Genomic DNA, 23,248 nt, shown 5'->3' on the forward strand with positions numbered 1-23,248 from the left:
TCTTTCATAGGGACATTGTCTCGTTGAATGCTTTGTGTATGGAAACAAAACATGTTGAAAGACAATTATAAGAAAGTAGAAACAAGAGATTTACACATTTCTTTAAGGGATCTTACGAAAGATGAGAGGTAAGAAATATGTAGAACCTTGTTTACATATTTTATTATAGAGATTCTTCATTAACCCTATGTGAATATTTGGTAAAGGTTATGTAATTTTAAAGTTAATGAATATAAGCAGTTGTATGGAAGAAAATAAAAAAAGAGGCTGAGATTATGAACTGCACCCCAATTGTTAGACACAGTCTAACAATTGGAGGTGCAGTTTTTCTATGGCTAAATTTACAGCTGATGAAAAAATACAAATCGTTCTACGTTATTTGAACGGAAATGAAAGTTATCGAGAAATGGGTAGATCGCTCGGTATAAGTGACACAATCATTTTGAATTGGGTAAACCAATATAAACAGAATGGTCTGGAAGCTTTTCTAAAACGATGTACAAATTACACACAACAATTTAAACTAGACGTACTAAACTTTATGATTGAAAACGGTATGTCCTTATTTGAGACGGCAGCTATCTTTAATATTCCTGCCCCTTCAACGATTTCTGTTTGGAAAAAACAGCTCGAAACACAAGGAATTGATGCCCTTCAATCTAAGAAAAAGGGGCGTCCATCCATGAAAAAAGATTCAAATAAACAATTAAAACAACATTTAGCTGAAGGGTCAGTCGAAGCACTTGAAGCACGCATTAAACAGCTTGAGATGGAAAATGAGTACTTAAAAAAGTTAAATGCCTTAGTTCAAAACAAGGAAAAATCACAAAACAAGACAAAGCGCAAGTAATCTATGAATTAAGGCATAAATATTCGGTGAAGGCACTCGTGGAGCTAGCTACTATTCCTCGAAGCACGTATTATGATTTAGTAAAGAAAATGAATCGTCCAGATGTAGATGCCGATTTGAAAGCTGAGATTAAAGCGATTTATGAGGAAAATGAAGGTCGTTATGGTTACCGTCGCATTCGTGATGAATTAACGAATCGTGGCCAGAAAGTGAACCACAAGAAGGTTCAGCGCATTATGAAAGAGCTTGGGTTAAAGTGTGTTGTGCGTATGAAGAAATATAAATCCTATAAAGGAAAAGTCGGTAGAATTGCACCTAATATTTTAGAGCGTAATTTTCATACAGATGCACCGAATCAAAAGTGGGTAACAGACATCACAGAGTTTAAATTGTTTGGAGAAAAACTGTATGTATCACCTGTATTAGATTTGTATAATGGTGAAATTATTACCTATACAATTGGTTCTAGACCGACGTATTCGCTTGTTTCAGACATGTTAGAGAAAGCATTGGAACGTTTACCTGAAACGCACCAGCTACTGATGCATTCGGATCAAGGATGGCATTATCAAATGAGACAATACGTCCGTACACTAGAATCAAGAGCTATCGTCCAGAGTATGTCTCGAAAAGGCAACTGTTACGACAACGCAGTAATAGAAAATTTCTTTGGGATTATGAAATCGGAGTTCCTCTACATAAAAGAATTTGAAAATGTAGAGCACTTTAAAATAGAATTAGAAAAATATATAGATTATTATAATACGAAACGGATTAAGGCAAAATTAAAAATGAGCCCGGTACAATACCGGACTCACTTTTATCAAGCTGCCTAATCAAATAACCGTGTCTAACTTTTAGGGGTCACTTCATTACTCAGCGCTCTTCTTTTCTTCTTTAATAGCTGTTTTTACTTCACCAGTTTTGATCTTATTACTTTCAGAGAAGCGAAGTAAGTCACCTTCAATGATTTTATCAGACATGTGCAATTCATTTTGGGCACGATCAATTAGTGGTTGAGATTCTTCTTTCGGTAATTGTACAACTTCGCCAGTAGCACGGTCGTAGAATGTACTGTTTGTGTACATGTATTTATCTGTAATGAAGCTACCGTCACGAAGAACAACAAATCCTTTATTATCAGGTGAGAATACATCATGACCGAATCGAACGTCATTTGTAGAATCTACACCAAGTAAGTTTAGAATAGTTGGTTTAATATCAATTTCACCAGTTGGTTTCGAAATTGTTTTACCTTCTTTTTGACCTGGAACGTGAATAAACATCGGTGTTTTTTGTAAGTTCATATGGTCAAATGCAGTGATTTCTTCTTTTCCTAAGAACTGTGCCATTGCACGGTTATGGTTTTCAGAAATACCGTAGTGATCACCGTAGAATACGATTACTGAGTTGTCGTAAATACCTTCTGCTTTTAGACGCTCAATAAAGTGTTTCATTGCTTCGTCTAAGTAACGAGCAGTTACCATGTAACGGTCAAATACTCCATCACCAGAATTATATTCGTCGATTAATTTTGTACTGTCATCGTAAGTGAATGGGTAATGATTCGTTAAAGTAAGGAAGCGAGTATAGAATGGTTGCTTCACTTCTTTCAACATATCAATAGATTGATCGAAGTATTCGATATCTTTTAATCCCCAGTTTAATTTTGTTTCCGGCGTAATCTTGTAATCAAGCTCGTTGTAGTAACGATCATAACCAAGTGCTGGATACATAATGTTACGGTTCCAGAATGTTGCGTTGTTTGCGTGGAATACCGACGTGTGATACCCTTGCTGACGTAAAATTTCTGGAGTTGCTGTATATTCATTGTTACCGTGTGTGAAGAATACAGCACCGCGGTCTAGTGGATATAAAGAAGTATCTACTAGGAATTCAGCATCAGATGTTTTACCTTGCCCAGTTTGATGGAAGAAGTTATCAAAGTAATAACTTTCTTTCGTAAATTGGTTTAAGAACGGTGTAACTTCTTGTCCGTTAACTGTTGCGCCAATTAAGAATGTTTGTAATGACTCAAGAGAGACAACAATTACGTTTTTCCCTTTTGCAGTACCGAACATATTTGGATCTGGTTTACTTTGTGTTGTTTTCACGTAGTTTTCTGTTTCTTGTAATTTACTACCGTCAGCGAATGCTTTTTGTGAACTTGATTTCGCTTGTAAGCCAAGATCGTATACTTGGTGTACATATAATCCTAAGTTTTTAACAAGCATAACGCGGTCGAATGAACGTGTTAATAGTTCTGGGCGTTCAGCTTCTGCAAGTCCTAAGTTTGCGAAGAAAATAGCAACTGTTGATACGAAGTATAGAGAACGCATCGGGCGTGCTACACGCTCTGTAGGTGCAAAGTTTTTCATTTTCTTCAATAGAACGAAGAATACGATAATGTCTGCGAATGCAAGAATAATTTTGTAGTTAAATAATTCTTTCACACTAGAACCTAAACTTCCGAAGTTAGATGTTTGTCCGAGTACTGGTAAAGTAACGAAGTCATTGTAGAATCCGTAGAACATTACGTTACCAACAAGAACGATTGTTAAGACAAAGTTAATTCCAAGTGCTATATAGTTACGTTTTTTCCCTTTTGCAAATAATGCAAGACCAACAAGCAGTAATGATGCTGCTAATGGGCTAAGGAATAAAATGAATTCTTGCATGAAAGATTCAAGTTTTAAATCAAAGCTTGTGCGTGTAATAATGTAAGTTTTCAGCCATAAGGCTAAAGCTACGAATACAGTGAAACGCACATTTTGAAATTGCGATTTCAAGGTTTCTTTCATTCATTTCCACCCTTTCTCTATCAGGCTTGGTCGATTTTGGAGCGAAAAATGCTAAAATAAAAAATACATAGTTTTCTTGGCCATAATTAAAGGTTCTATATTCACCCATATACGACTATAACTATGCATACCCTTTTGGTTTCTTTTGTTGCTCATAAGCATAACGTCATTTCTGTATTATACAACAAAATTCATTTCTGAGAAACACTATAACATTTTACATTTTTTGTATAAGATTTGTCACTACCAGAGAAAACTTTAACATTCGTTTATATGTCCGTCAACTAGAAAATATAACAAAGATAGAGCAGAATGTTAAGTGGAAGTGAAAATTTCTTTGTTGAGAAATAAGAAACGAAGGTGGATAAGGGTTATCTAGAAATCTATTATATGAAGGAAATTGTGTAAAAATTAACGAACACTTGTTCTTTTTTGGTTTATTTGTTACAATGAAAGTTCATTGATAGGTTTTGTGTAATTTCCATGAACTTTTACTGATAACATATTGTAGCTTATTTCTTTTTAAAAATAGGGAGGCTTTTACATGAAACAAAAATTTTCAGTTGAAGCGTTTTGGAAGAAAGTAAAACATGTTGCAAAGCAAGCAGGGCAGTCGGTCATTTATACAAGTTTATTACTGTTTTACGTTTTGCAAAGACCCGATGTTCCAAAACGAGTGAAAATTATTGTAATTGGAGCACTTGCTTATTTTATTGCACCGATTGATGCGATTCCAGATTTCATTGCTGGAATTGGCTATACGGATGATTTAGGGGCGTTAACGGCCGCACTAATACAGGTGTCGTTATACGTCAATGAAGATGTGAAAGATAAGGCACGAGTGAAGTTGGCAGAATGGTTTGGTTCGGATATAGACACAACATTTATCGATCAGAAATTAGGTCAATAGGTGAAATCTGTCATAAGGTGACAGGACGAACGTAAGCGAGGAAGTGCATTATGCCATCAGGAAGAACGCATACGAAAATAAACTTAATATCCCTTCCGGTTGTTTTGTTTTTGCTCTTTTCGTATGGATTAACAAATTTTGATTTTTTATTAACTTTTGCAATTGGTTTTTTAGTAGGTACTTCATTTTTAACACCAGATTTAGATACGTACAGTAATGCTTATAACAAATGGGGTTTCTTACGTATATTTTGGTATCCTTATAAGAAAGTAATGCCACATCGATCTTTCTTTACGCATACGATTATACTTGGTGATGTGATTCGTATTGCGTACATGTTAATCGTCTTTTCTCCATTTTTATTCCTATTAAATGTAATCGCACTGGATGGTAATTTAATAGAAATTGCGAAGAAACATGAGGTTGAAATTGTAACGTTCTTAATGGGAATTGTTGTGGCAAGTACGCTCCACATTATAGCGGATAAGGTGAATACGCGCCGAAAGAAAATGATGAGAAAAAAGAAGAAACGCAGAAGATAAAGTAACTAATCGGGAAAAGGACCCTTGCAATTTGCAAGGGTCCTTTTTTAAACAAACGTTTGTTTAAAATTAAGCTTTCAGTACTTTAATTCCTTTTACAATGTTCCAGATGAAGTAGTATAAGCTGATGATTCCGCAAATAGCTAAGACAATCATTGCTCCAATTCCAAGTGTTACATCTGGTTGGTCAGATCCTATGCCCATAATTCCTAAAATGGTTAAGCCGATAAATGTAGCGATACTTGGAATGATGTGTGTCCATAGAGCACGTTTTGCGTGTGGCTTTGTTTCAGCGTCTCCTACAATCCAAACGATAATAGGGAATAAGATAGGGGCAAATAGTACACTAAAGTATGATAACGCAGCTAATATTTTATTTCCGTTCATATATATCACCTGTTATGAAGTGACCTTTGTCAATAGTTTTTCACCCATAATATTTTTCTTGATGGCATACAAAAGCTTCAGAAATAAGATCTATCGACAGTTAACCACTCTGTTATTCGTGGATTGGTTACCTCAGGTTAATGGTTCGTCGTTAGGCTCTTATAATCTCACTGCGTGGATCACACCTTTTCAAATTCTAATAAATAGCTTGTTTATCAGAATTTCAGCCATGCCAGAAGAGGTGAGTCATAGATAGCCAGACCTGTAATTCACTATCTCTGAAGCTCATCTATGCCATCAATTGATACCTTTGATTTCTAACTATGAATCAATCAACTTCATATCCTTCCCTCTTTATTTTCGGTGAATTTTACCTGTTTCTAATCCCCATATAAAACACCCCAGTTCTCTTGCGATAGCTGTAACGGCAACATTTCTAGGCTTCCCTTGATATATCATGCGATAATATTTTCTTTGTAACCTTTCTACAGCCTGATCCGCATAAGCAATCACTTCGCTTCGTTGCCCTTTTTGTCTTGCTTTCACTCGCTTCGATTTTAATCCGATTGCTCCTTTTACCAACGCATTTGCACATTCTACAAGAGTAGACCTAACGGTCGAATTTCCTTGTTTTGTAATCGAACGTCGACTGATTTTCTCTCCACTTGAGCTTTCGCTTGGCGTCAATCCTACATAAGCCATAAATGCTTTAGCCGTGGGAAAACGAGTGAAGTCTGCAATTTCCACATGAACAGTCATTGCCGATGTTGTATCTATACCTTTTAAGCATCTTAACTTTGCGATTGGTTCTTCGTACCTTTCACGATGAGATAATTCTTCTAATCTCAAACTGAACCGCTCAATTTTATCGACTAGAACATCATACTGTAATAGGTATTCGCCTAACGTTTCTTTGAATAATCCTTGTAGATCAAGATTCTTTAACCATTTCATATAAGCGATTGTCCAGCTTGATTTCCCTTCATACACATAGCCATGTCTTAAAAGGAATGCTTTTATCTGTTGTTTTATTTTTTTCAAAGATGTTTTAAAATCACCTAACATGCGGATATACTCTTTCACGGCAACATCCTCTTCTTCTGGAACATATACTTCTTTATAGGTGCCATTTGCTAAATTAAGAGCAATCATTTTGGCATCGAATTTATCATTTTTCACCATTTTGTTTTTTGATGAACTGTACATTGTTGTGGGAGCTAAAATATCACAATCAATTCCATTTTGTTCAAGAAGATTATGAAGTGAATACCCTAAACAACCAGCCTCATATCCAGCTTTAATTTTTATATCTTCACCATATTTTGTTTTCAGTTTCTCAACGAATTTTTTTACGAGAGATACATTTGAAGCACATCGTGCTTCTCTTACAATTTCCCCAGTTGTTCCGTGTAGTGCACATAAGCTAAAACTTTCCTTGTGGACATCCATCCCAATATATATTATATTTTCCATAGTGGCCTCCTATTATCATAGGGTATAACCCCATTCATAATGTTTTCATTCATTATTATGGGTTAAAATCCCTGACTTGATAATCTAGGAGGTCACTTCATATTATCTCATGAATAATGTCTGTTGTTATACTATTATTATGCAATAATTTAGTTAAGCTTTCTATCGATGAACATTACAAGAACATGACGATTTTGTAAGATTTTTTTGTTAAATGATAAAATTTTCAAAAAAATCTTTTTTAATGGAAATTGTTATGGTACAGTATAAATGGAAGTTGTTGAAAACGTTTTCTTAAACGTTTTTTATTTTTAGGCTTAAAGGTATGATGACCTGATAGTCTATTGATAAGATTGTATTTATTTAAAAGGGGATTCTTTAGGGGGAGAGGACAATGAACACATGGACACAAGTTTATGATCCGTTCGGTAATATTTGGATTTCAGCAGCAGTAGCACTTATTCCGATTATCTTTTTTTTCTTAGCTTTGGCGGTTTTTCGCATGAAGGGGTATGTGGCAGGATTTATTACAGTTGTACTTACAGTTTTAGTAGCATTATTCGCTTATAAAATGCCGTTCACGATGGCAATGGCAGCAACCGGGTACGGTTTTTTGTACGGGTTATGGCCAATTGCTTGGATTATCATTATGTCGGTATTTTTATATAAAATTTCTGTAAAAACAGGTCAATTCGATGTGATTCGTGCATCGGTATTATCGATTACGAACGATCATCGTTTACTCGTTATTTTAATTGGATTTTCATTCGGAGCATTTTTAGAAGGAGCGGCAGGGTTTGGAGCGCCAGTAGCGATTACAGCAGCGCTTCTTGCTGGTCTTGGGTTAAATCCTTTATACGCAGCAGGTCTTTGTTTAATTGCAAATACTGCACCAGTGGCGTTCGGAGCGATGGGAATTCCGATTACAGTTGCTGGACAAGTAACAGGTATTGATCCACATAAAATTGGACAAATGGCTGGGCATCAATTACCGTTCCTATCATTATTTGTTCCATTCTTTATCGTATTTTTAATGGATGGATTTAAAGGGGTAAGACAAACGTGGCCTGCGTTACTTGTAGCAGGTAGTTCATTTGCGATTACGCAGTTCATTACAGCGACGTTCTTAGGACCGGAACTTCCGGATATTACGTCAGCACTTGTAAGTTTAGTGAGTTTAGCACTGTTCTTAAAAGTTTGGCAGCCGAAAGAAATTTATCAATCCGGGCAAGCAAATAATGAGGTAGCAGCAACAACGACAGCAGCATCGATGCCGAAATTAACGTTTGGAAAAGTAGTGAAGGCATGGTCCCCATTTATCGTATTAACGGTTATGGTAGTCATTTGGAGCCAAAATTTCTTTAAGGCATTATTTGCTCCAGGAGGGGCTTTAGAAAGTCTTGTATTTAAGTTTGAAATTCCAGGTCTGCATAATCTAGTAATGAAAGCAGAGCCAATTGTAAATAAACCAACGCCTTACGAGGCAATTCTAAAGTTTGATGTATTATCGGCAACTGGAACAGCGATTTTAATTGCTTGTATCATTTCCATGTTTATTTTGAAAATGAATGTAAAAGATGCAGTAGTGACATTTAAAGAAACGTTAAACGAATTAAAAATGCCAATTCTATCTATCGGATTTGTACTAGGGTTTGCATTTATCGCAAACTATTCTGGCCTATCTTCTACGTTAGCGTTAGCATTAGCTGGAACAGGCGGACTATTCCCGTTCTTCTCACCATTCTTAGGCTGGATTGGCGTATTCCTAACAGGGTCTGATACGTCTGCGAATGCACTGTTCTCAAATTTACAAGCCATTACAGCGCAGCAAGTCGGCGTATCTGAAGTGCTTCTCGTTGCAGCAAATACAACAGGCGGTGTAACAGGTAAAATGATTTCCCCGCAGTCGATTGCCATCGCTTGTGCAGCAGTTGGTCTTGCTGGAAAAGAATCGGATTTGTTCCGTTTTACAGTGAAGCATAGTTTATTCTTCGTAATTATTGTTGGTATTATGACGTATGTACAGGCATATTATTTAACGTGGATGATTCCATAAAAAACAAAAGAAATAAACTTTGAATTTTTCAGATTATAGTGTATGATGGGAAAGTATTGAAAATTAAATCAGTGATAAACTAGGGGTGCCTAACGTATGCGTAGGCTGAGAGAGAAGCGCGTGAACTTCTTAACCCTTTGGACCTGATCTGGCTCGTACCAGCGTAGGGAAGTTAACGGCTTTACATAATGATGTCTTTATGAGCCAGGTCCTTATTTTTTTATGGACCTGGCTCTTTTTATTTTGGCATGCGCTGGCCATATCTTGTCCTTGTCACGAACAGGGGGGCAACAAAATTTATGAAACAATCTGTTTCAGCTGAGCAAATTGAATTGAAATCGAGTTTACCAGGGAGTAAGAAAGTATATGTGGATGGACCACGAGAAGGTATGAAAGTGCCGATGCGTGAGATTGAACAAAGCGAAACGAATGGCGTCCCAAATCCACCAATCCGTGTGTATGATACGAGCGGTCCTTATACAGATCCTGCGTATAAGGTCGAGCTGGAAAAAGGCATTCCAACGCCGCGCCACTCCTGGATTATGGGGCGTGGTGATGTAGAAGCATACGAAGGGCGTGAAGTAAAACCAGAGGATGACGGTGTGAAAGTGGCTTCGAAACATACACCTGTTTTCCCGCAAATGGATCGTAAGCCGCTTAGAGCAAAGCAAGGTGCAAATGTTACGCAAATGCACTATGCGCGTAATGGCATTATTACGTCTGAGATGGAATACGTTGCGATTCGTGAAGGGGTAGAGCCGGAGTTTGTTCGTAAGGAAATCGCAGAAGGCCGTGCTATTTTACCAGCGAATATTAATCATCCAGAAGCTGAACCGATGATTATCGGGCGTAACTTCCATGTGAAGGTCAATGCAAATATCGGAAACTCTGCTGTATCTTCTTCTATTGCAGAAGAAGTAGAGAAGATGACGTGGGCTACTCGCTGGGGTGCAGATACGATTATGGATTTATCTACAGGTAAAAATATTCATACGACGCGTGAGTGGATTATTCGTAACGCGCCTGTACCAGTTGGAACTGTACCAATCTATCAAGCGCTGGAAAAAGTAAACGGAATTGCAGAAGATTTAACGTGGGAAGTATATCGTGATACGTTAATTGAGCAGGCGGAGCAAGGCGTTGATTACTTTACGATTCACGCTGGTGTATTGCTTCGTTACATTCCAATCACGGCAAAGCGTACGACAGGTATCGTTTCACGCGGTGGTTCGATTATGGCGCAGTGGTGTTTATTCCATCATAAAGAAAACTTCCTATATACTCATTTTGAAGAGATTTGTGAAATTATGAAACAGTACGATGTTTCGTTCTCTCTTGGAGATGGATTACGTCCAGGGTCTATTGCAGATGCAAATGATGAAGCACAGTTTTCTGAGCTTGAAACACTTGGTGAATTAACCAAAATTGCTTGGAAACATGATGTGCAAGTTATGATCGAAGGACCTGGACACGTACCGATGCACTTAATTAAAGAAAATATGGAGAAAGAGCTTGATATTTGTCAGGGCGCGCCGTTTTACACACTTGGGCCACTAACGACAGATATTGCACCAGGTTATGACCATATTACATCGGCGATTGGAGCTGCGATGATCGGTTGGTTTGGAACGGCGATGCTTTGTTATGTAACGCCGAAAGAACATTTAGGTTTACCGAATAAAGATGATGTACGCACGGGTGTTATTACGTACAAAATTGCAGCGCATGCGGCTGATCTTGCGAAAGGACATAAAACGGCTCATCAGCGTGATGATGCACTTTCAAAAGCACGCTTCGAATTCCGTTGGCGCGATCAATTTAATCTATCTTTAGATCCTGAACGTGCGATGGAATATCACGATGAAACGTTGCCTGCAGAAGGGGCAAAGACAGCTCACTTCTGTTCAATGTGTGGACCGAAGTTTTGTAGTATGAGAATTTCACATGATATTCGTGAATATGCAAAAGAAAATGATTTAGAAACGACAGAAGCAATTGAAAAAGGAATGAAAGAGAAAGCAGAAGAATTTAAAGAAGCTGGTAGTCATTTATATCAATAACACGTTACACCTCTTTACTTGATTGATCACACTGTAGTACCTAACTTTATTATAGAAGAATCCCCATTTGCTAAGACGGTAGCAAATGGGGATTCTGTTGTTTATCCCGCTATTTGTGGGCAGTAAGACCCCCACCTCAAAATTCAGCGGAAGCAAAGAAGTTAGGTCGGGGTCGGGCTGCCCGTAAAAGCCCGATTGGTTAGGGCTAATAATCAGTGGGGGATGAACAAAACCCCCACTGATTAAAGTTTCACTTTATAAGGCAAAGAAGAGGTGTACCCAGTAGAATAAGAGGAATAGTGTGACGACTGTTGTGAGCGGGATAACGATAAGGGATACACTTAAATAGTCTTTCCATTTTACTTTAATTTTGTTTTGTTTCAGAATATACATCCAAATGAGTGAAGCTAGCGTACCAATTGGTAGTAATAGTGAACCGATGTCACTACCAATGATGTTTGCGAGATAGATTGTTTTTAATGTGACTGGATCTAGTCCCATTTCTGTTAATGTGATCGTACCAATCATAAGGGCAGGATGGTTATTGAAGACGTTAGAGAGGATGGATACAAGTCCGCCCATCGCAAAGCTAGCATAGAGTAGATGCTGATTCACAACTGGCTCGAGCCATTGTACAAGTGCAGCTGTTAATCCTGCGTTGTGGAGTCCGTAAATAATGACGTACATAGAGAAGGCGAAAATTAAAATGTGCCACGGTGTCTTTTTCAAAATGTCGACAGGATTTGTTCGTAAGTAGTACCATCTCCAAATGAGAAGAACGAGTGAACCGAGTACCGCAACGATTTCAATTGGTATGGATAAGAAGGATGCAACGAATAGAAGACAGCGCATAAGGAAGACAAAACCTAATACTTTTAACATGAATCTTGTCCGTTTTTGTTTCGTATCAACAGAATTATTTCCTTTTAGTGGATGGAAGTTTTTCGTGAAAAAAATTTCTTCAATATCATATGAAGAAACAGGTAATTTTTTCGGAAGTTTTTTCTTCAAAACTGTATACATGAGCCATGACATAAATAATAAGCCTAATGTTGCAGGTACAAACATCATAGCAGTATGCATATAAAGAGTCATATTAACGATATTTAATGCAATTAAGTTTACGATATTACTTACACCAATTGGTGCACTAGACGCAGTAGCGATTAAAGCGCCACTTAATAAATAAGGAATTTGTTGATGTGGTTTTAATTGAAGGTTTTTTAGAAGAAGAATTAAAATTGGAGTTGTAATTAAAATACTGCCGTCGTTATTAAATAAAAGAGTCATAAGAAAACATAGTAATTGAATATACCAGTATAAACGGTGACCGGACCCTTTTGCTAAATTTGCTAGTTTCGCTGCGGACCAATGGAAGAAGCCGAAGCTTTCTAATATAACTGCCATAACAATAGTCGCTAATATTGTTATGGAGGCTCCTCCTATTTTACTAACAATATCTATGACGTCTGGTTTTGACACAAGTCCAGTAATTAGGATAATGCCAGCACCGATTGCTGCTGGCCACGCCTCATTTAAACCTCGAGGCCGCCAAAAGATAACAATCATTGTTAAGAAGAATACAATAATAGTAATCCATATTTCAATGCTCATATTTTGCCTACCTTTCTATTTTCCCTTAAACAGATGTAGCTTGTCTCAAGTTTATATTGGTAGTATATTCAGCAAAAAATAAGAAGAACTAGACGTATAACGAGATGAAGCGAATATGTGTTTTTCATGCTAAAGGACAAGTGTCACTAGTAGTGAAATAACTATTGTGATAGGAGTCTATAAATCGATTGGGCAGTAAGGTAGGAAATGAGATTTATATCAGAAATTTTTAAAATATATCGACTTAACGACAAAATATAACAAGAGGAGTCTATCCCAAAATACCTTTTGGAACAGACTCCAAGGCTATATTATTTTTCCTTCAAAAAAGTACGATCCTTCAAGAATAAATTCCAGAAGAAAATAAATCCTGGTAATAAAATTGCAATCCCAATTGCGTATAGAATGAGCAGTGCATAGAACGTTTCTTTCGTTGTAAAGCTTGTAAATACAGTTACGTCAGGGTAAATAATATACGGTAAATGCGCGACCCCGTAAGCATAGCTTGCAAATGCATATTGAGCGACGACAGCTAAAACAGCAATGCGAGGGAATCCTAGTGTGTTATACTTCTTGTTTGTCCACCAAAGGGACGAGTATCCGATAACGAATAGAACAATAGAAACTGTAAACCATGGGAATTGCTTTATTAATCCTTGCATAAGCCAATGTGTTTCTGGATCCATTACAACGAGAGCGATAATCGCCGTAACAAGTGTTGCAGGGCCAAGTATGATGGCATTCCTTCTATAAAGTTTGTATGCATCTTCTGAACCTTGCTCTCTCGCAAAATCAGCAAGAAAGAGAGAGGAGAGAAATAGTTCAGACGTTAGTCCGAAGAGCATATAACAATAGATAACCGGGCTAGAAAGAAGTTTTCCATACAGGAGTACTTCTCTTCCTTCAGACATTGTAATATACGCTCCCTCTGTAACGGGTAAAACGGTAATTAATAGTGCTGGAATTAAGAGACCAGTAATACCTGAAATAACCCGAAGAAGGTACTGATATTTTGGCAAGGAGTAAGCAAATACCATAAATGTACTACGTACTGCAACGAGTACTAAAATTAACATAACTGGTACGAACATAACGGTTGCAAGAGTAAAGGCCGCTTTCGGAAAGAAGCCGAGAAATGCGACAACGACGAAAACGAGAAACGTATTTGTTACTTCCCAAGTTGGTGATAAGTACCGATTGGCAAGTTTGGCAGCGAGCGTTGGATGTTTTGCGTATACCATACCCCAAAAACCAGCTCCAAAATCGATGGACCCTAATATACTGTATACGAAAATAAGGGCCCATAAGATGATGATTGCAATACTTTCCTCATGCACGAGAATCGCCTCCTTGGTGTTGTAAATCATTCTTTAATGGATGTCTTCTAAAGAATGTCCGTAGAACAAAGACTGTTAAAATAGCGAGTCCAATATATAAAATGATGAATAAAACAAATAAAGGACCGACGAAATCAGCGCGAGTAGAAGCATCGACTGTACGTTGCATACCATAAATTGTCCATGGCTGACGACCGCTACAACTGAAAATCCATCCGAATTCAATACCGAGCATCATAATTGGTCCGCATGCGGCAGCCCCCCAAAGTAGCCACTTCGGTAGTTCTGTCCCCTTTTTTCGGTAAACAAAGTACCAATATAAGAGAGCAATTGCTGCAACTGCAAAGGTAAACGCAGCAGTGCCGACCATTAAGTTGAACAGTGTATGTGTATAAAATGGTGGCCATGTTTCTTGTGGGAATTCATTTAGACCTTTTACGACAGTGCTAGGGTCTAGTCCCACTAATAAGCTAAGCATGTTTGGAATTTCAAGTGCATAGTTTAGTTCAAGCGTATTAGGATCCACAATCCCGCCAATGGATAGCGGTGCGTGTGATGTCGTTTTAAATAAAGCTTCAGCAGATGCAAGTTTTTCAGGTGAGTGTTTATGTAGGGCGATTGCCGATTCGTGCCCTGAAAGCCACATCGTAGCGCCTGTAATAAATGTCACGACAAGCCCTAATAGTAGCCCCTTTTTATGATAAGCAATTTCACGTGTACTTAAATTTTTCTTCAATAATTTAAATCCAGCGATAGAAGCAATGACAGCCGCACCAGTTGCATAAGCCGTAATAACGACATGGAATGCACTTGTGCCAAAACTCGGATTAAAGAAAGCTTTCCAAGGATCAACGTTAAAAACAGATCCATCTGGATTCATTGAAAATCCTGCTGGTGTATTCATCCATGTATTTGCTGATGTAATAAGAACGGCGGATGCCGTGGCACCAAGCATGACGAAAAATAGCGAGATTAATCTCATAAATGGAGGAAGTTTATCGGCTGCATATACGTAAATCGACATGAATAAAGCCTCCAAAAAGAAGGCAAAAATCTCAATTTGGAAGGGAACAGAAATAACTTGCCCAACAATTTTGGCAAAACCAGGCCAAAGAAGTGAGATTTGCACACCGACAATTGTTCCAGTTGGAATTGCTACACCGAGAAGAATAGCAAACGCCTTTGTCCATCTTTTCGCCATAATGGCATAGTCGGAGTCTTTCTTCCAGTGATAGAGTATTTCGCTTATAAAAATCATCAATGAAAGTCCAACGCCAAGTGTTGCAAAGATAATGTGGAATGCTAATGAAGAACCAAAAAATGCTCTTGCTAATGTTACCGTATCCATATGTAAACTCCTCTTCTTTTTTGCCATTATTTTCTGATTTAATTGGAAGATTTATTCAAAAAAACTACCAAAAATATATATGTATTTAAAAAGTGAATATAATAATATAATGTTGTAATATTTTGAATAGAAAGAAATAAGTAGTTGCTTATATTTTGTTTGTTTTTTGCGCAGGAATCTTTTATAATCTTTTATGCGAACATAAGTTCTGTTTTTCGAAAAAGAAGTTTATGTGAAATGGAGAGGGTGTTTTATGTATCCTGAAGTCATTAAAAAGATGGCATTTTCAAAAGAGCATAGAGATTTATTATTGAAGCTATATAATAAAGAAATTACACGTCGTGAATATGATCGACTTGTACAATCGCTATATAAACCTTCTAAAGAGGTTTGTGGGGGATAGAAATGGGGGAGACAATCTAATAGATTGTCTTTTTTAAATTTATGTATGTTCTGATAAAATTAAGGTTAGCCTTACTAGGGAGGTGAAAAGATTGCGGAAACGTTTATATATAGGGATTGGAGTTATCTTCTTAATCGCTTTAGGTGGAATTGTATTTTGGTCAGCTTTACAAGGAAACCGTACAGAAAATTTTATTTTAAGACATATGGTGAATGAAAATGGAACGCTTGCCACGTATCGTTTAGTAGATACTAAGGCAGGTACGGGTGAAGCGAAGGGACGTGAAGCTTTATCAGAATCGGCGGGATTATGGTTACAATATACACTTGATAAAGATGACCAGGCGTTATTTGATGAGCAAGTAAAGGTTATTCAAGATAATTTCGTATATAAGAATCATATCGTTTTATGGAAACTCTCTGAAAAGGGAGAGAGGCAGTCAGCTACAAATGCACTTATAGATGATCTTCGTATTATAGAACAATTATATCGTGCTTATGAAATGTATAAGGAAGAGCGTTATAAAAACCTTGCCGATCAATTAAGTGATGCTGTACTTCGTTATAATAAAAAAGATAATTATTATGTTGATTATTATGATGCAGATGCAGGGAAACAAAATAATTTTGTAACAACATCATACATAAATCCGCGTGCATTCTCTTATATGAAGAAGTACGGTAAAGTTTCTGCTCAGCAATATCAGGAAATTGTTCAATTTTTAGCGGATTATCCAAGGCATGGCTGGGCATTCCCAAAAGAATATAAAGAAGATGGTACATTTAAGTACGATAAAGAAGTGAATCTTATTGACCAATCATACGTTGCATATCATCGAAGTTTAGGTGGTCTTTCATCAGCTGCTTATTTGGAATTTATAAAGAAGAGATTCCAGGAGGATGGAAAGCTATACGGTCGTTACAATTTAGAAACGGGAAAACAAACTGTGAATTATGAATCGCCAGCCGCGTATGGACTAACGATTTTGTACGTACTACAAACAGGTGATACAAAGTTTGCGAAGGAATTGTATGATCATATGTCCACATTCCGAAATGACAACGTATTTAGTAGATATTATGGTGGATATGTAACAGGTGAAAATAATAATACGCATATTTTTGATAATGTACTACCACTTTTAGCTGAAATGGAATTAAAAAAGAGTGACCAATAAAAGGTGCCACCATATGAGGGTGGCACCTTTTATTGGTTGATATAATTTTGCGTCCTAATATTAGAGAAGTAGTCAATCACGAATTCACGGAATTGCTGAGCTGTTTTTGATAAGTATCGCTTTTTTGACCAACTTAATCCGATGGTTCGCTTACAAGCGGGTTCAATAATACGCAACTTGTTTGCTGCTAAAGTAGAGTTTTTTAATAAAGTTAAATTTGGAACAAAAGCGATGCCGAGACCTTGCTTAATGAGGTCGCTAATCACTGTCGGTTCATCTACTTCAAAAGCAATATGCGGAGTGAAACCAGCTTCTTTACAAAATTCATCCGTTAAGTGCCGAAATCCATAGCCAGTATTCATACTAATAAACGGTTCGTCTTTTACTTCATGCAGGTGGATACTTTCGCGGTTTGATAACCGATGGCCTGAAGGAACGACTAAGAAAATTTCTTCTGTAATAAGTGGTTCCCAAACAATTTCTTCTCCTTCAACTGGTACAGAGGAAAGACAAAAGTCAATTTCCATATTTTCCAGTTGTCGTTTCATAGAAGGAGTAGACGCAAGAAATTGCTGGAATCGAACATTAGGATGTTCTCGTAAAAAAGAACCTAGTAGTTCTGGTAATATTCTTGGAATAGAAACGGCCATTGTAATAGAGCCTTGTTGTAATTCGGCTAAATCTTTAATTTCTCGTTCCCCTTCACTTAATTCATGAAAAATACGTTCTACCCGTTTTAAAAATACCTTTCCGAAAGAATTTAAAGTAATCTGTCGGCCTTGGCGATCAAATAAAGGGACGCCTAAATCCTTTTCGAGTCTAGCGATTGTTTTGCTGAGTGAAGGTTGCGCGATATGCAATTCTTCAGCTGCCTTTGTCATATGTTCTAGTCGTGCAACTGTCTGAAAGTATTTTAACTGGAGCAGTTCCATTTCGAATCTCCTTTCTATAGACCAAAAGGAATGAATTGATAATTAAAGATGTATTATACAGTATGGAAAGTGACGTGTATAGTAAATCTGTTAAACCATTGTAATGGTGTGAAATTAGGAGAAGGAGTATGTTTCATGAAAGGAATTCAACTTATATTTAAAGATTGGAAAGCGATGTGGCACCATAAACATGGACGTATCGCTTTAATTTTTTTATTAATCGTTCCGTTAATTTATTCAGGATTCTTCTTGGCTGGATATTGGGATCCGTACGGAAAATTAGATAAATTACCTGTTGCAGTTGTGAATTTAGATAAGGGTGCTGTGATGGATGAAAAAACAATTCATGCAGGAGACGATTTTGTTAAAAATTTAAAAGAGAATAAGGAACTGGCTTTTCATTTCGTATCAGAAAAAAATGCTGATGAAGGGTTAAAAGAAGATAAATATTATATGGTTGTTACGATTCCAGAGAATTTCTCTAAAAAGGTAAGTACACTTATGGATGAGAAACCAGAGCCAGCAAAGTTACAGTACAAAGTAAATCCAGGTAAAAACTTTGTAGCAGCTCAAATTGGAACGACAGCTGTTGAAAATATGAAAACAAAAATCTCAAATAGTATTACGAAATCTTATACAGAGGGTGTCTTTTCAAAGTTTCAAGATTTGGCACAAGGATTGAGTGATGCAAGTAATGGGGCTGAGAAGTTACATGAAGGAACGACCGATGCAAAAAATGGAGCGAATCAGCTTGCGGATGGTATTGATCGTTTAAGTGATGGGACATCGAAATTGAAAGAGGGAAGTGAAAAGCTTGCATCCAGTCAATCTGCTTTAACCGGGGGGGCAAATGAGCTGAGTCAAGGAGTGACATCACTTCATAGTGGTATGGAGTTATTAGCACAAGGTGAAAAAACGTTACAATCAGGAGTTAGTGAATTAAGTGCTGGTACAAATGAATGGGTGAGTGGAAGTGAGAAGCTTGCTGAAGGCCAAGTAAAAGCGGATGGTGCAGCTAATAGTGTAAAACAACAATTAGAAGAGTACGTGAAAAATCATCCAGAAGTGCAGCAAGATCCCGCTTTTCAAAAAATTGTTGCTACGTCTAATGGACTAGCTAAAGCAACAAGTACTTTAAATAATAGCCAACAACAATTGACACAAGGAGCGAAGAAGCTTACTGAGGGTCAACATAAGATTGAAGAAGGCATGAATACATTCGGAGTTAAGTTAAATGAAGCTACTGCTGGAACGAAAAAGGTAGCAGATGGTGCATCGAATTTAGCTGATGGATTTACGAAGTGGGGAAATGGATTTACAACAGTACAAGAAGGTGTAAATCAGCTTGCGAGTGGTGGAACGGAGCTGAATAACGGTGCTAGTAAATTAACAAATGGACTTGCTAAACTTGATGATGGTGCGAAAGAACTTTCTACGAAATTGGGAGAGGGCGCAGAGAAGATAGCGGATGTCCGTAATGATGATGCACGCAATACGATGTTCTCAGAGCCAGTTCAGTTAGTGAAGTCAACAGTTTCTGACGTTCCTAACTACGGTTCAGGCATTGCACCATATTTCTTATCACTTGCATTTTATGTTGGCGGAATTATGGCATCGAATATTTTACCTCTTGGCCGCAGACAAAATATGAAGGTAAGCGGAACGGTACATTTTATTAATAAATTAGGATTGGTATATTTAATTGGACTTATTCAAGCGCTACTCGTAGATGTAGTTGTGCTAGGTGTTATGAAACTAGAAGTTGCCAGTGTGCCACTTTTTGTTTTATCAAGTATTGTTATTTCCTTTACGTTCATGACATTTATTCTTATGTTAGTAACAGTATTTGGTCTTGTTGGAAAGTTCTTAGCGGTAACGCTTCTTGTCCTGCAATTAGCGACGAGTGGAGGTACTTTCCCAGGAGAATTAAACATAGCTGTGCTTAGCAAAATTGGACAGTTTCTCCCAATGTCCCATTCTCTTAGAGGATTACAAGATGTTATCTCTTTAGGAGATTGGTCGCAATTACAAATGCAAATTTTAATATTGTTATGTTATCTCGTTGTTGCCGGTGGAATTGCTTGGATCACGAGCCATATACAGCATAAAGAAACGAATGCAGAACAAGTTTCTTAAAATGAAATAAGCTATCCGATTTTTTCGGATAGCTTATTTTTTATTTACGTTCCATTACTGCAAAGTAATTATTTTCATTATCAGCAAAGTTGAATGCTCTACCAGTAGGTAAATCTACAACTTGTCCAACTGTGACATTTTTCTCTGAAAGATCTTTATACAGTTGATCTAAGTTATTAGAGAAGAACATAAGTGAAGGAGTACCTAAGTTTAATTCAGGTTGCATCTTCGCGATTAACGCTTTATCGTGAAGGACGATGCTTGTTCCTGCTTCTTTCGCCGGTGCAATTTCAATCCAGCGGAATTCGTTTCCGTTATTCTCTTCCGCAATGATTTGGAACCCTACTTTTTCTGTCCAAAATTGTAATGTTTCGTCTTGGTTATTTACATATAGCATAATTTGTCCAACTTGATTAATCATAGGTGTCTCTCGCTTTCTTTTTATATGCGTATCATTATATCAAATATATGGCTTGAATAGTTTTTTATGATTTTTTCGGAATACAACCTTCGTCCATTTCATCTTTGTTGTAGGAGAAGGCCCTGTAATCCAAGTATGAAATGGTATTGTGCTACAAATGACCATTGTTGAAATAGAGATAATAGCCGTTAACACAAATAGTAATAGGCTATATAATATAGTATTTTCTTGCAGTGTGAATAAAGAAAGAAACTTTGTGCATAGTTGCAAGAAGAATAAGTGAGCTAAATAAGCACCATACGTGTAATTTCCAATGAAACGTAACGTTTTATATAAGAAACCACGACGCTGTACTATCATAATAGATAACATATACAGTATGATAATTTCGCATACGATATATAAAAACATAGATGGTTTTAAATAGGTAGAAACAGTTAAATGAATAGAGTTTGCTCCGTGAAAACTAAACAACTCATAATTGATGAATAAAAATAAGATGAAAAATAATATTGTTATAAGCGGGATATGTTTCATGACGAATAGACGCCAAGTTTTTAGTGCTACAGCGGCAATGCCACCCATAACGAAATAGAATGAGTAGAATAGAAATGATCGATCTGTATAATGTAAAATTGTTGAACTTGTTAATTTTTCTCCATTAAAAATATAGTGAGAAGAGAACCACATTAATAGAAAATATAGGCACGCGAAAAAGGTCATATATTTATATATGTCTTTTTTATTTTCTGTTCGTTTTTGAAACCAATAAAAAAGTGTGCATAGTAAAGGGAACAATAAGTGAATTTGGAACATCATAATAACGTACCAAAGATGGGGCGCGGCTGTTCCGAGTAATAAACTTTTTATTCCACTTTGTAACGTAATAAGATCGTTTGTTGTTAATAGGTAAAGAATAGACCAAAAGAAATAAGGAATGAGTAAGTGTGTCGCTTTTTCAGAAATATATTCTTTATATACTAATTGCTTCGTATAGTGCCGAATTAAGTGAAATCCAACGATAAATATGAATGCTGGTGCTGAGAATTTTGCAAGGTTGAATAGCATGCCCATAATGAGAGATTGCTCAAGTAAGACATTTCCTTGATTCATTGTATATAATAAGGAACTTTGCAAAACAACAGCGAGAAATGCAATGCTTTGCAAAACTTTAAATTCTGGTGCGCTTTGAGTCATTATTTCCATCTCCTTTTCCATACATGATTATAGTACGGAGAATGGATAATGGATGTGGAATATTTGTGAAGATTGTAACAAATTTGTGGCGAGAGGAGATATCAACTTATCAACAAATAACGACAAAAAGAGGATGCTCTAAACGAGCATCCTCTTTCTATCTATTAAGCAAATTTGTTTTTGATCCAATTCTTACCTTCTACAAGGCGAGCTGTCATTACCGCACAAGCGTTATCTGCTGTTACGTTTAACATCGTTGCAGGTGGATCAATGATTGTACTAATTGCTGCAATAATTGGCAATGCTTCTGGCGGGAAACCGTATAGAGATACGATTAACATTTCACCAATCATACCACCGCCTGGAATAGCACCCATTACTGTTCCTACTAATAAAGAAACAACAAGTGCGATTGCTAATGTTTTCGGTCCTTCGAATTCCATGTTGAAAATACCGAATAAGAAAGCAATTTTTAATACGCCGCCTAAAACAGATCCATCTTTATGAAGTGTAGATCCAAGAAGGACAACTGTTTCACGAACGTCTGAAGAAATACCCATTTTCTTCGTTGCTTCTAAGTTCGCTGGAATACTTGCGGCACTACTACAAGTTGCAAGTGATGTAACTGTAGGAGAGACCATGTTCTTCCAAAATACTTGTACACCTTGTTTGCGACCTGCAAGGTATGCATAGAACGTGAAGAATACAAAGAAGTAGATAAGAGAAGCTGGATAGTATACCATTGCTGCTCGGAAGTAAGTTCCAAGAAGTTGTGGTCCGAATTCACCAACTAATGCTGCGAAGTAAGCAGCAAGTCCGATTGGAGCGTAGTACATAATGAAAGATACAACTTTCATTGAAATTTCTGCACCAGCTTGTAGGAATGTAGCGAATGGCTTTCCTTTTTCGCCAACTGCTGAAGTTGCAATCCCCATTAAGATAGAGAAGAAAATAAGAGCTAACATATTTTCACGAGATAGTAACTTAGAGAAGTCAGATACTGTTAAAATACCGACGATTTGATCTGCAACACTAACAGCTTTGCCGGCTTTGTCAGGTTGTGTTAGTTCTAGTACAACACCTTGTGCTGGCGGGAATACTTTCACGACAATAATCATAAAAATAGCAGCTAAAATACTTGTAAATAAGAAAGTCCCAGCCATACTAGACATAATTTTACCGAAACGTTTTAATCCATCCATATTAGCAATAGACGATGCGATGCTAAAGAACACTAGAGGTACAACAATCGTAAACATTAAGTTTAAGAAAATATCACCAAGCGGCTTTAAAGCAACTGCATCGGCACCCATGAAATAACCAATGAAACCACCAATTAGGATAGAAGATAATAAAATAAGTGGAAAGCGATATGCCTTCATAAATATATCCTCCTATCAATTAAAAAATCATACTGAATCATTATAGCGAGTTAGAGTCCTCTTTACTAGGAGAATACGGATAAATGGAATAGCGTGAAAACCAAGAAATTTTTGTTTTTAAGCTCGGCATACAGCAGGAAATCTAGACATATATATTTGTAACCTAGTGGTGGCAAGGGATGCACCATAACTTAGGTTTAGAAAAAGGGGGAGGGAAGCGGA

General features: G+C 37.0%; 18 protein-coding genes and 1 riboswitch. Of the genes, 8 read left to right on the forward strand and 10 right to left on the reverse strand.

Features of this window, described 5'->3' with window-relative positions:
• The first annotated feature begins 331 nt into the window (after positions 1-331).
• A protein-coding gene (locus MHI28_RS19540; RefSeq protein WP_208730123.1) for an IS3 family transposase occupies positions 332-1,686 on the forward strand; the annotation gives its coding sequence in 2 pieces (ribosomal slippage) (positions 332-785 and positions 785-1,686; 1,356 coding nt in all).
• Positions 1,687-1,722: 36 nt separating this feature from the next.
• Here MHI28_RS19540 and MHI28_RS19545 read toward each other — a convergent pair.
• The gene (locus MHI28_RS19545; RefSeq protein WP_000665344.1) at positions 1,723-3,651 is read right to left on the reverse strand and encodes an LTA synthase family protein; all 1,929 of its coding nucleotides are present in this window, start codon (positions 3,649-3,651) and stop codon (positions 1,723-1,725) included.
• Between the two features lie 544 nt (positions 3,652-4,195).
• Here MHI28_RS19545 and MHI28_RS19550 point away from each other — a divergent pair.
• On the forward strand, positions 4,196-4,561 hold the full coding sequence (locus MHI28_RS19550) for a YkvA family protein (RefSeq protein ID WP_000810378.1): 366 nt from the start codon (positions 4,196-4,198) through the stop codon (positions 4,559-4,561).
• Between the two features lie 50 nt (positions 4,562-4,611).
• The gene (locus MHI28_RS19555) at positions 4,612-5,103 is read left to right on the forward strand and encodes a metal-binding protein (RefSeq protein WP_001139059.1); all 492 of its coding nucleotides are present in this window, start codon (positions 4,612-4,614) and stop codon (positions 5,101-5,103) included.
• A 69-nt stretch (positions 5,104-5,172) separates the two neighbouring features.
• Here the strand turns inward: MHI28_RS19555 and MHI28_RS19560 are convergent, their stop codons facing one another.
• On the reverse strand, positions 5,173-5,490 hold the full coding sequence (locus MHI28_RS19560; RefSeq protein ID WP_001014091.1) for a DUF4870 domain-containing protein: 318 nt from the start codon (positions 5,488-5,490) through the stop codon (positions 5,173-5,175).
• Positions 5,491-5,844: 354 nt separating this feature from the next.
• Positions 5,845-6,963 (reverse strand): IS110 family transposase, encoded by a 1,119-nt coding sequence (locus MHI28_RS19565; RefSeq protein WP_277548338.1) that lies wholly within the window; start codon positions 6,961-6,963, stop codon positions 5,845-5,847.
• Positions 6,964-7,357: 394 nt separating this feature from the next.
• Here MHI28_RS19565 and lldP point away from each other — a divergent pair, with 394 nt between their 5' ends.
• A complete protein-coding gene (gene lldP / locus MHI28_RS19570) occupies positions 7,358-9,019 on the forward strand; it encodes an L-lactate permease (protein WP_001099345.1) in 1,662 nt (553 codons plus the stop codon).
• 71 nt (positions 9,020-9,090) lie between these two features.
• Positions 9,091-9,206, forward strand: a riboswitch (TPP riboswitch).
• A 112-nt stretch (positions 9,207-9,318) separates the two neighbouring features.
• Positions 9,319-11,079: a phosphomethylpyrimidine synthase ThiC gene (thiC, locus tag MHI28_RS19575; RefSeq protein WP_000814477.1), complete on the forward strand. Its 1,761-nt coding sequence runs from the start codon at positions 9,319-9,321 to the stop codon at positions 11,077-11,079.
• Between the two features lie 255 nt (positions 11,080-11,334).
• Here the strand turns inward: thiC and MHI28_RS19580 are convergent, their stop codons facing one another.
• The 3 genes from MHI28_RS19580 to cydA all read right to left on the reverse strand — a co-directional run bounded on the left by MHI28_RS19580 (position 11,335) and on the right by cydA (position 15,378).
• The gene (locus MHI28_RS19580) at positions 11,335-12,693 is read right to left on the reverse strand and encodes an arsenic transporter (protein ID WP_000021125.1); all 1,359 of its coding nucleotides are present in this window, start codon (positions 12,691-12,693) and stop codon (positions 11,335-11,337) included.
• A 311-nt stretch (positions 12,694-13,004) separates the two neighbouring features.
• A complete protein-coding gene (locus MHI28_RS19585; protein ID WP_000544189.1) occupies positions 13,005-14,030 on the reverse strand; it encodes a cytochrome d ubiquinol oxidase subunit II in 1,026 nt (341 codons plus the stop codon).
• Positions 14,023-15,378: a cytochrome ubiquinol oxidase subunit I gene (gene cydA / locus MHI28_RS19590; protein ID WP_000381988.1), complete on the reverse strand. Its 1,356-nt coding sequence runs from the start codon at positions 15,376-15,378 to the stop codon at positions 14,023-14,025. Before cydA ends, MHI28_RS19585 begins: the two co-directional genes overlap by 8 nt.
• A gap of 253 nt (positions 15,379-15,631) precedes the next feature.
• Here cydA and MHI28_RS19595 point away from each other — a divergent pair, with 253 nt between their 5' ends.
• Together MHI28_RS19595 and MHI28_RS19600 are read left to right on the forward strand one after the other, a co-directional pair.
• A complete protein-coding gene (locus MHI28_RS19595; RefSeq protein WP_000283180.1) occupies positions 15,632-15,781 on the forward strand; it encodes a hypothetical protein in 150 nt (49 codons plus the stop codon).
• Positions 15,782-15,872: 91 nt separating this feature from the next.
• A complete protein-coding gene (locus tag MHI28_RS19600) occupies positions 15,873-16,958 on the forward strand; it encodes a hypothetical protein (RefSeq protein WP_001231674.1) in 1,086 nt (361 codons plus the stop codon).
• A gap of 29 nt (positions 16,959-16,987) precedes the next feature.
• On the opposite strand, the gene MHI28_RS19605 is transcribed toward MHI28_RS19600, so the two are convergent.
• Complete coding sequence (locus tag MHI28_RS19605; protein ID WP_000421919.1) at positions 16,988-17,890, reverse strand: LysR family transcriptional regulator; 903 nt, start codon at positions 17,888-17,890, stop codon at positions 16,988-16,990.
• Between the two features lie 135 nt (positions 17,891-18,025).
• On the opposite strand from MHI28_RS19605, the gene MHI28_RS19610 reads away from it, so the two are divergent.
• Complete coding sequence (locus MHI28_RS19610) at positions 18,026-20,026, forward strand: YhgE/Pip domain-containing protein (RefSeq protein WP_000676321.1); 2,001 nt, start codon at positions 18,026-18,028, stop codon at positions 20,024-20,026.
• 40 nt (positions 20,027-20,066) lie between these two features.
• Here MHI28_RS19610 and MHI28_RS19615 read toward each other — a convergent pair whose 3' ends face one another.
• From MHI28_RS19615 to MHI28_RS19625, 3 genes are all read right to left on the reverse strand, one after another.
• Entirely contained in the window at positions 20,067-20,447 is a 381-nt protein-coding gene (locus MHI28_RS19615; RefSeq protein ID WP_000610154.1) for a VOC family protein, read from the reverse strand.
• Positions 20,448-20,486: 39 nt separating this feature from the next.
• Positions 20,487-21,644 (reverse strand): acyltransferase, encoded by a 1,158-nt coding sequence (locus MHI28_RS19620; protein WP_000194338.1) that lies wholly within the window; start codon positions 21,642-21,644, stop codon positions 20,487-20,489.
• A gap of 164 nt (positions 21,645-21,808) precedes the next feature.
• Positions 21,809-23,026: a dicarboxylate/amino acid:cation symporter gene (locus tag MHI28_RS19625; protein ID WP_000649376.1), complete on the reverse strand. Its 1,218-nt coding sequence runs from the start codon at positions 23,024-23,026 to the stop codon at positions 21,809-21,811.
• Between the last annotated feature and the right edge of the window lie 222 nt (positions 23,027-23,248).

It is taken from the genome of Bacillus sp. FSL K6-0268, assembly GCF_038005425.1.
GTDB classification, from domain to species: domain Bacteria; phylum Bacillota; class Bacilli; order Bacillales; family Bacillaceae_G; genus Bacillus_A; species Bacillus_A thuringiensis_S.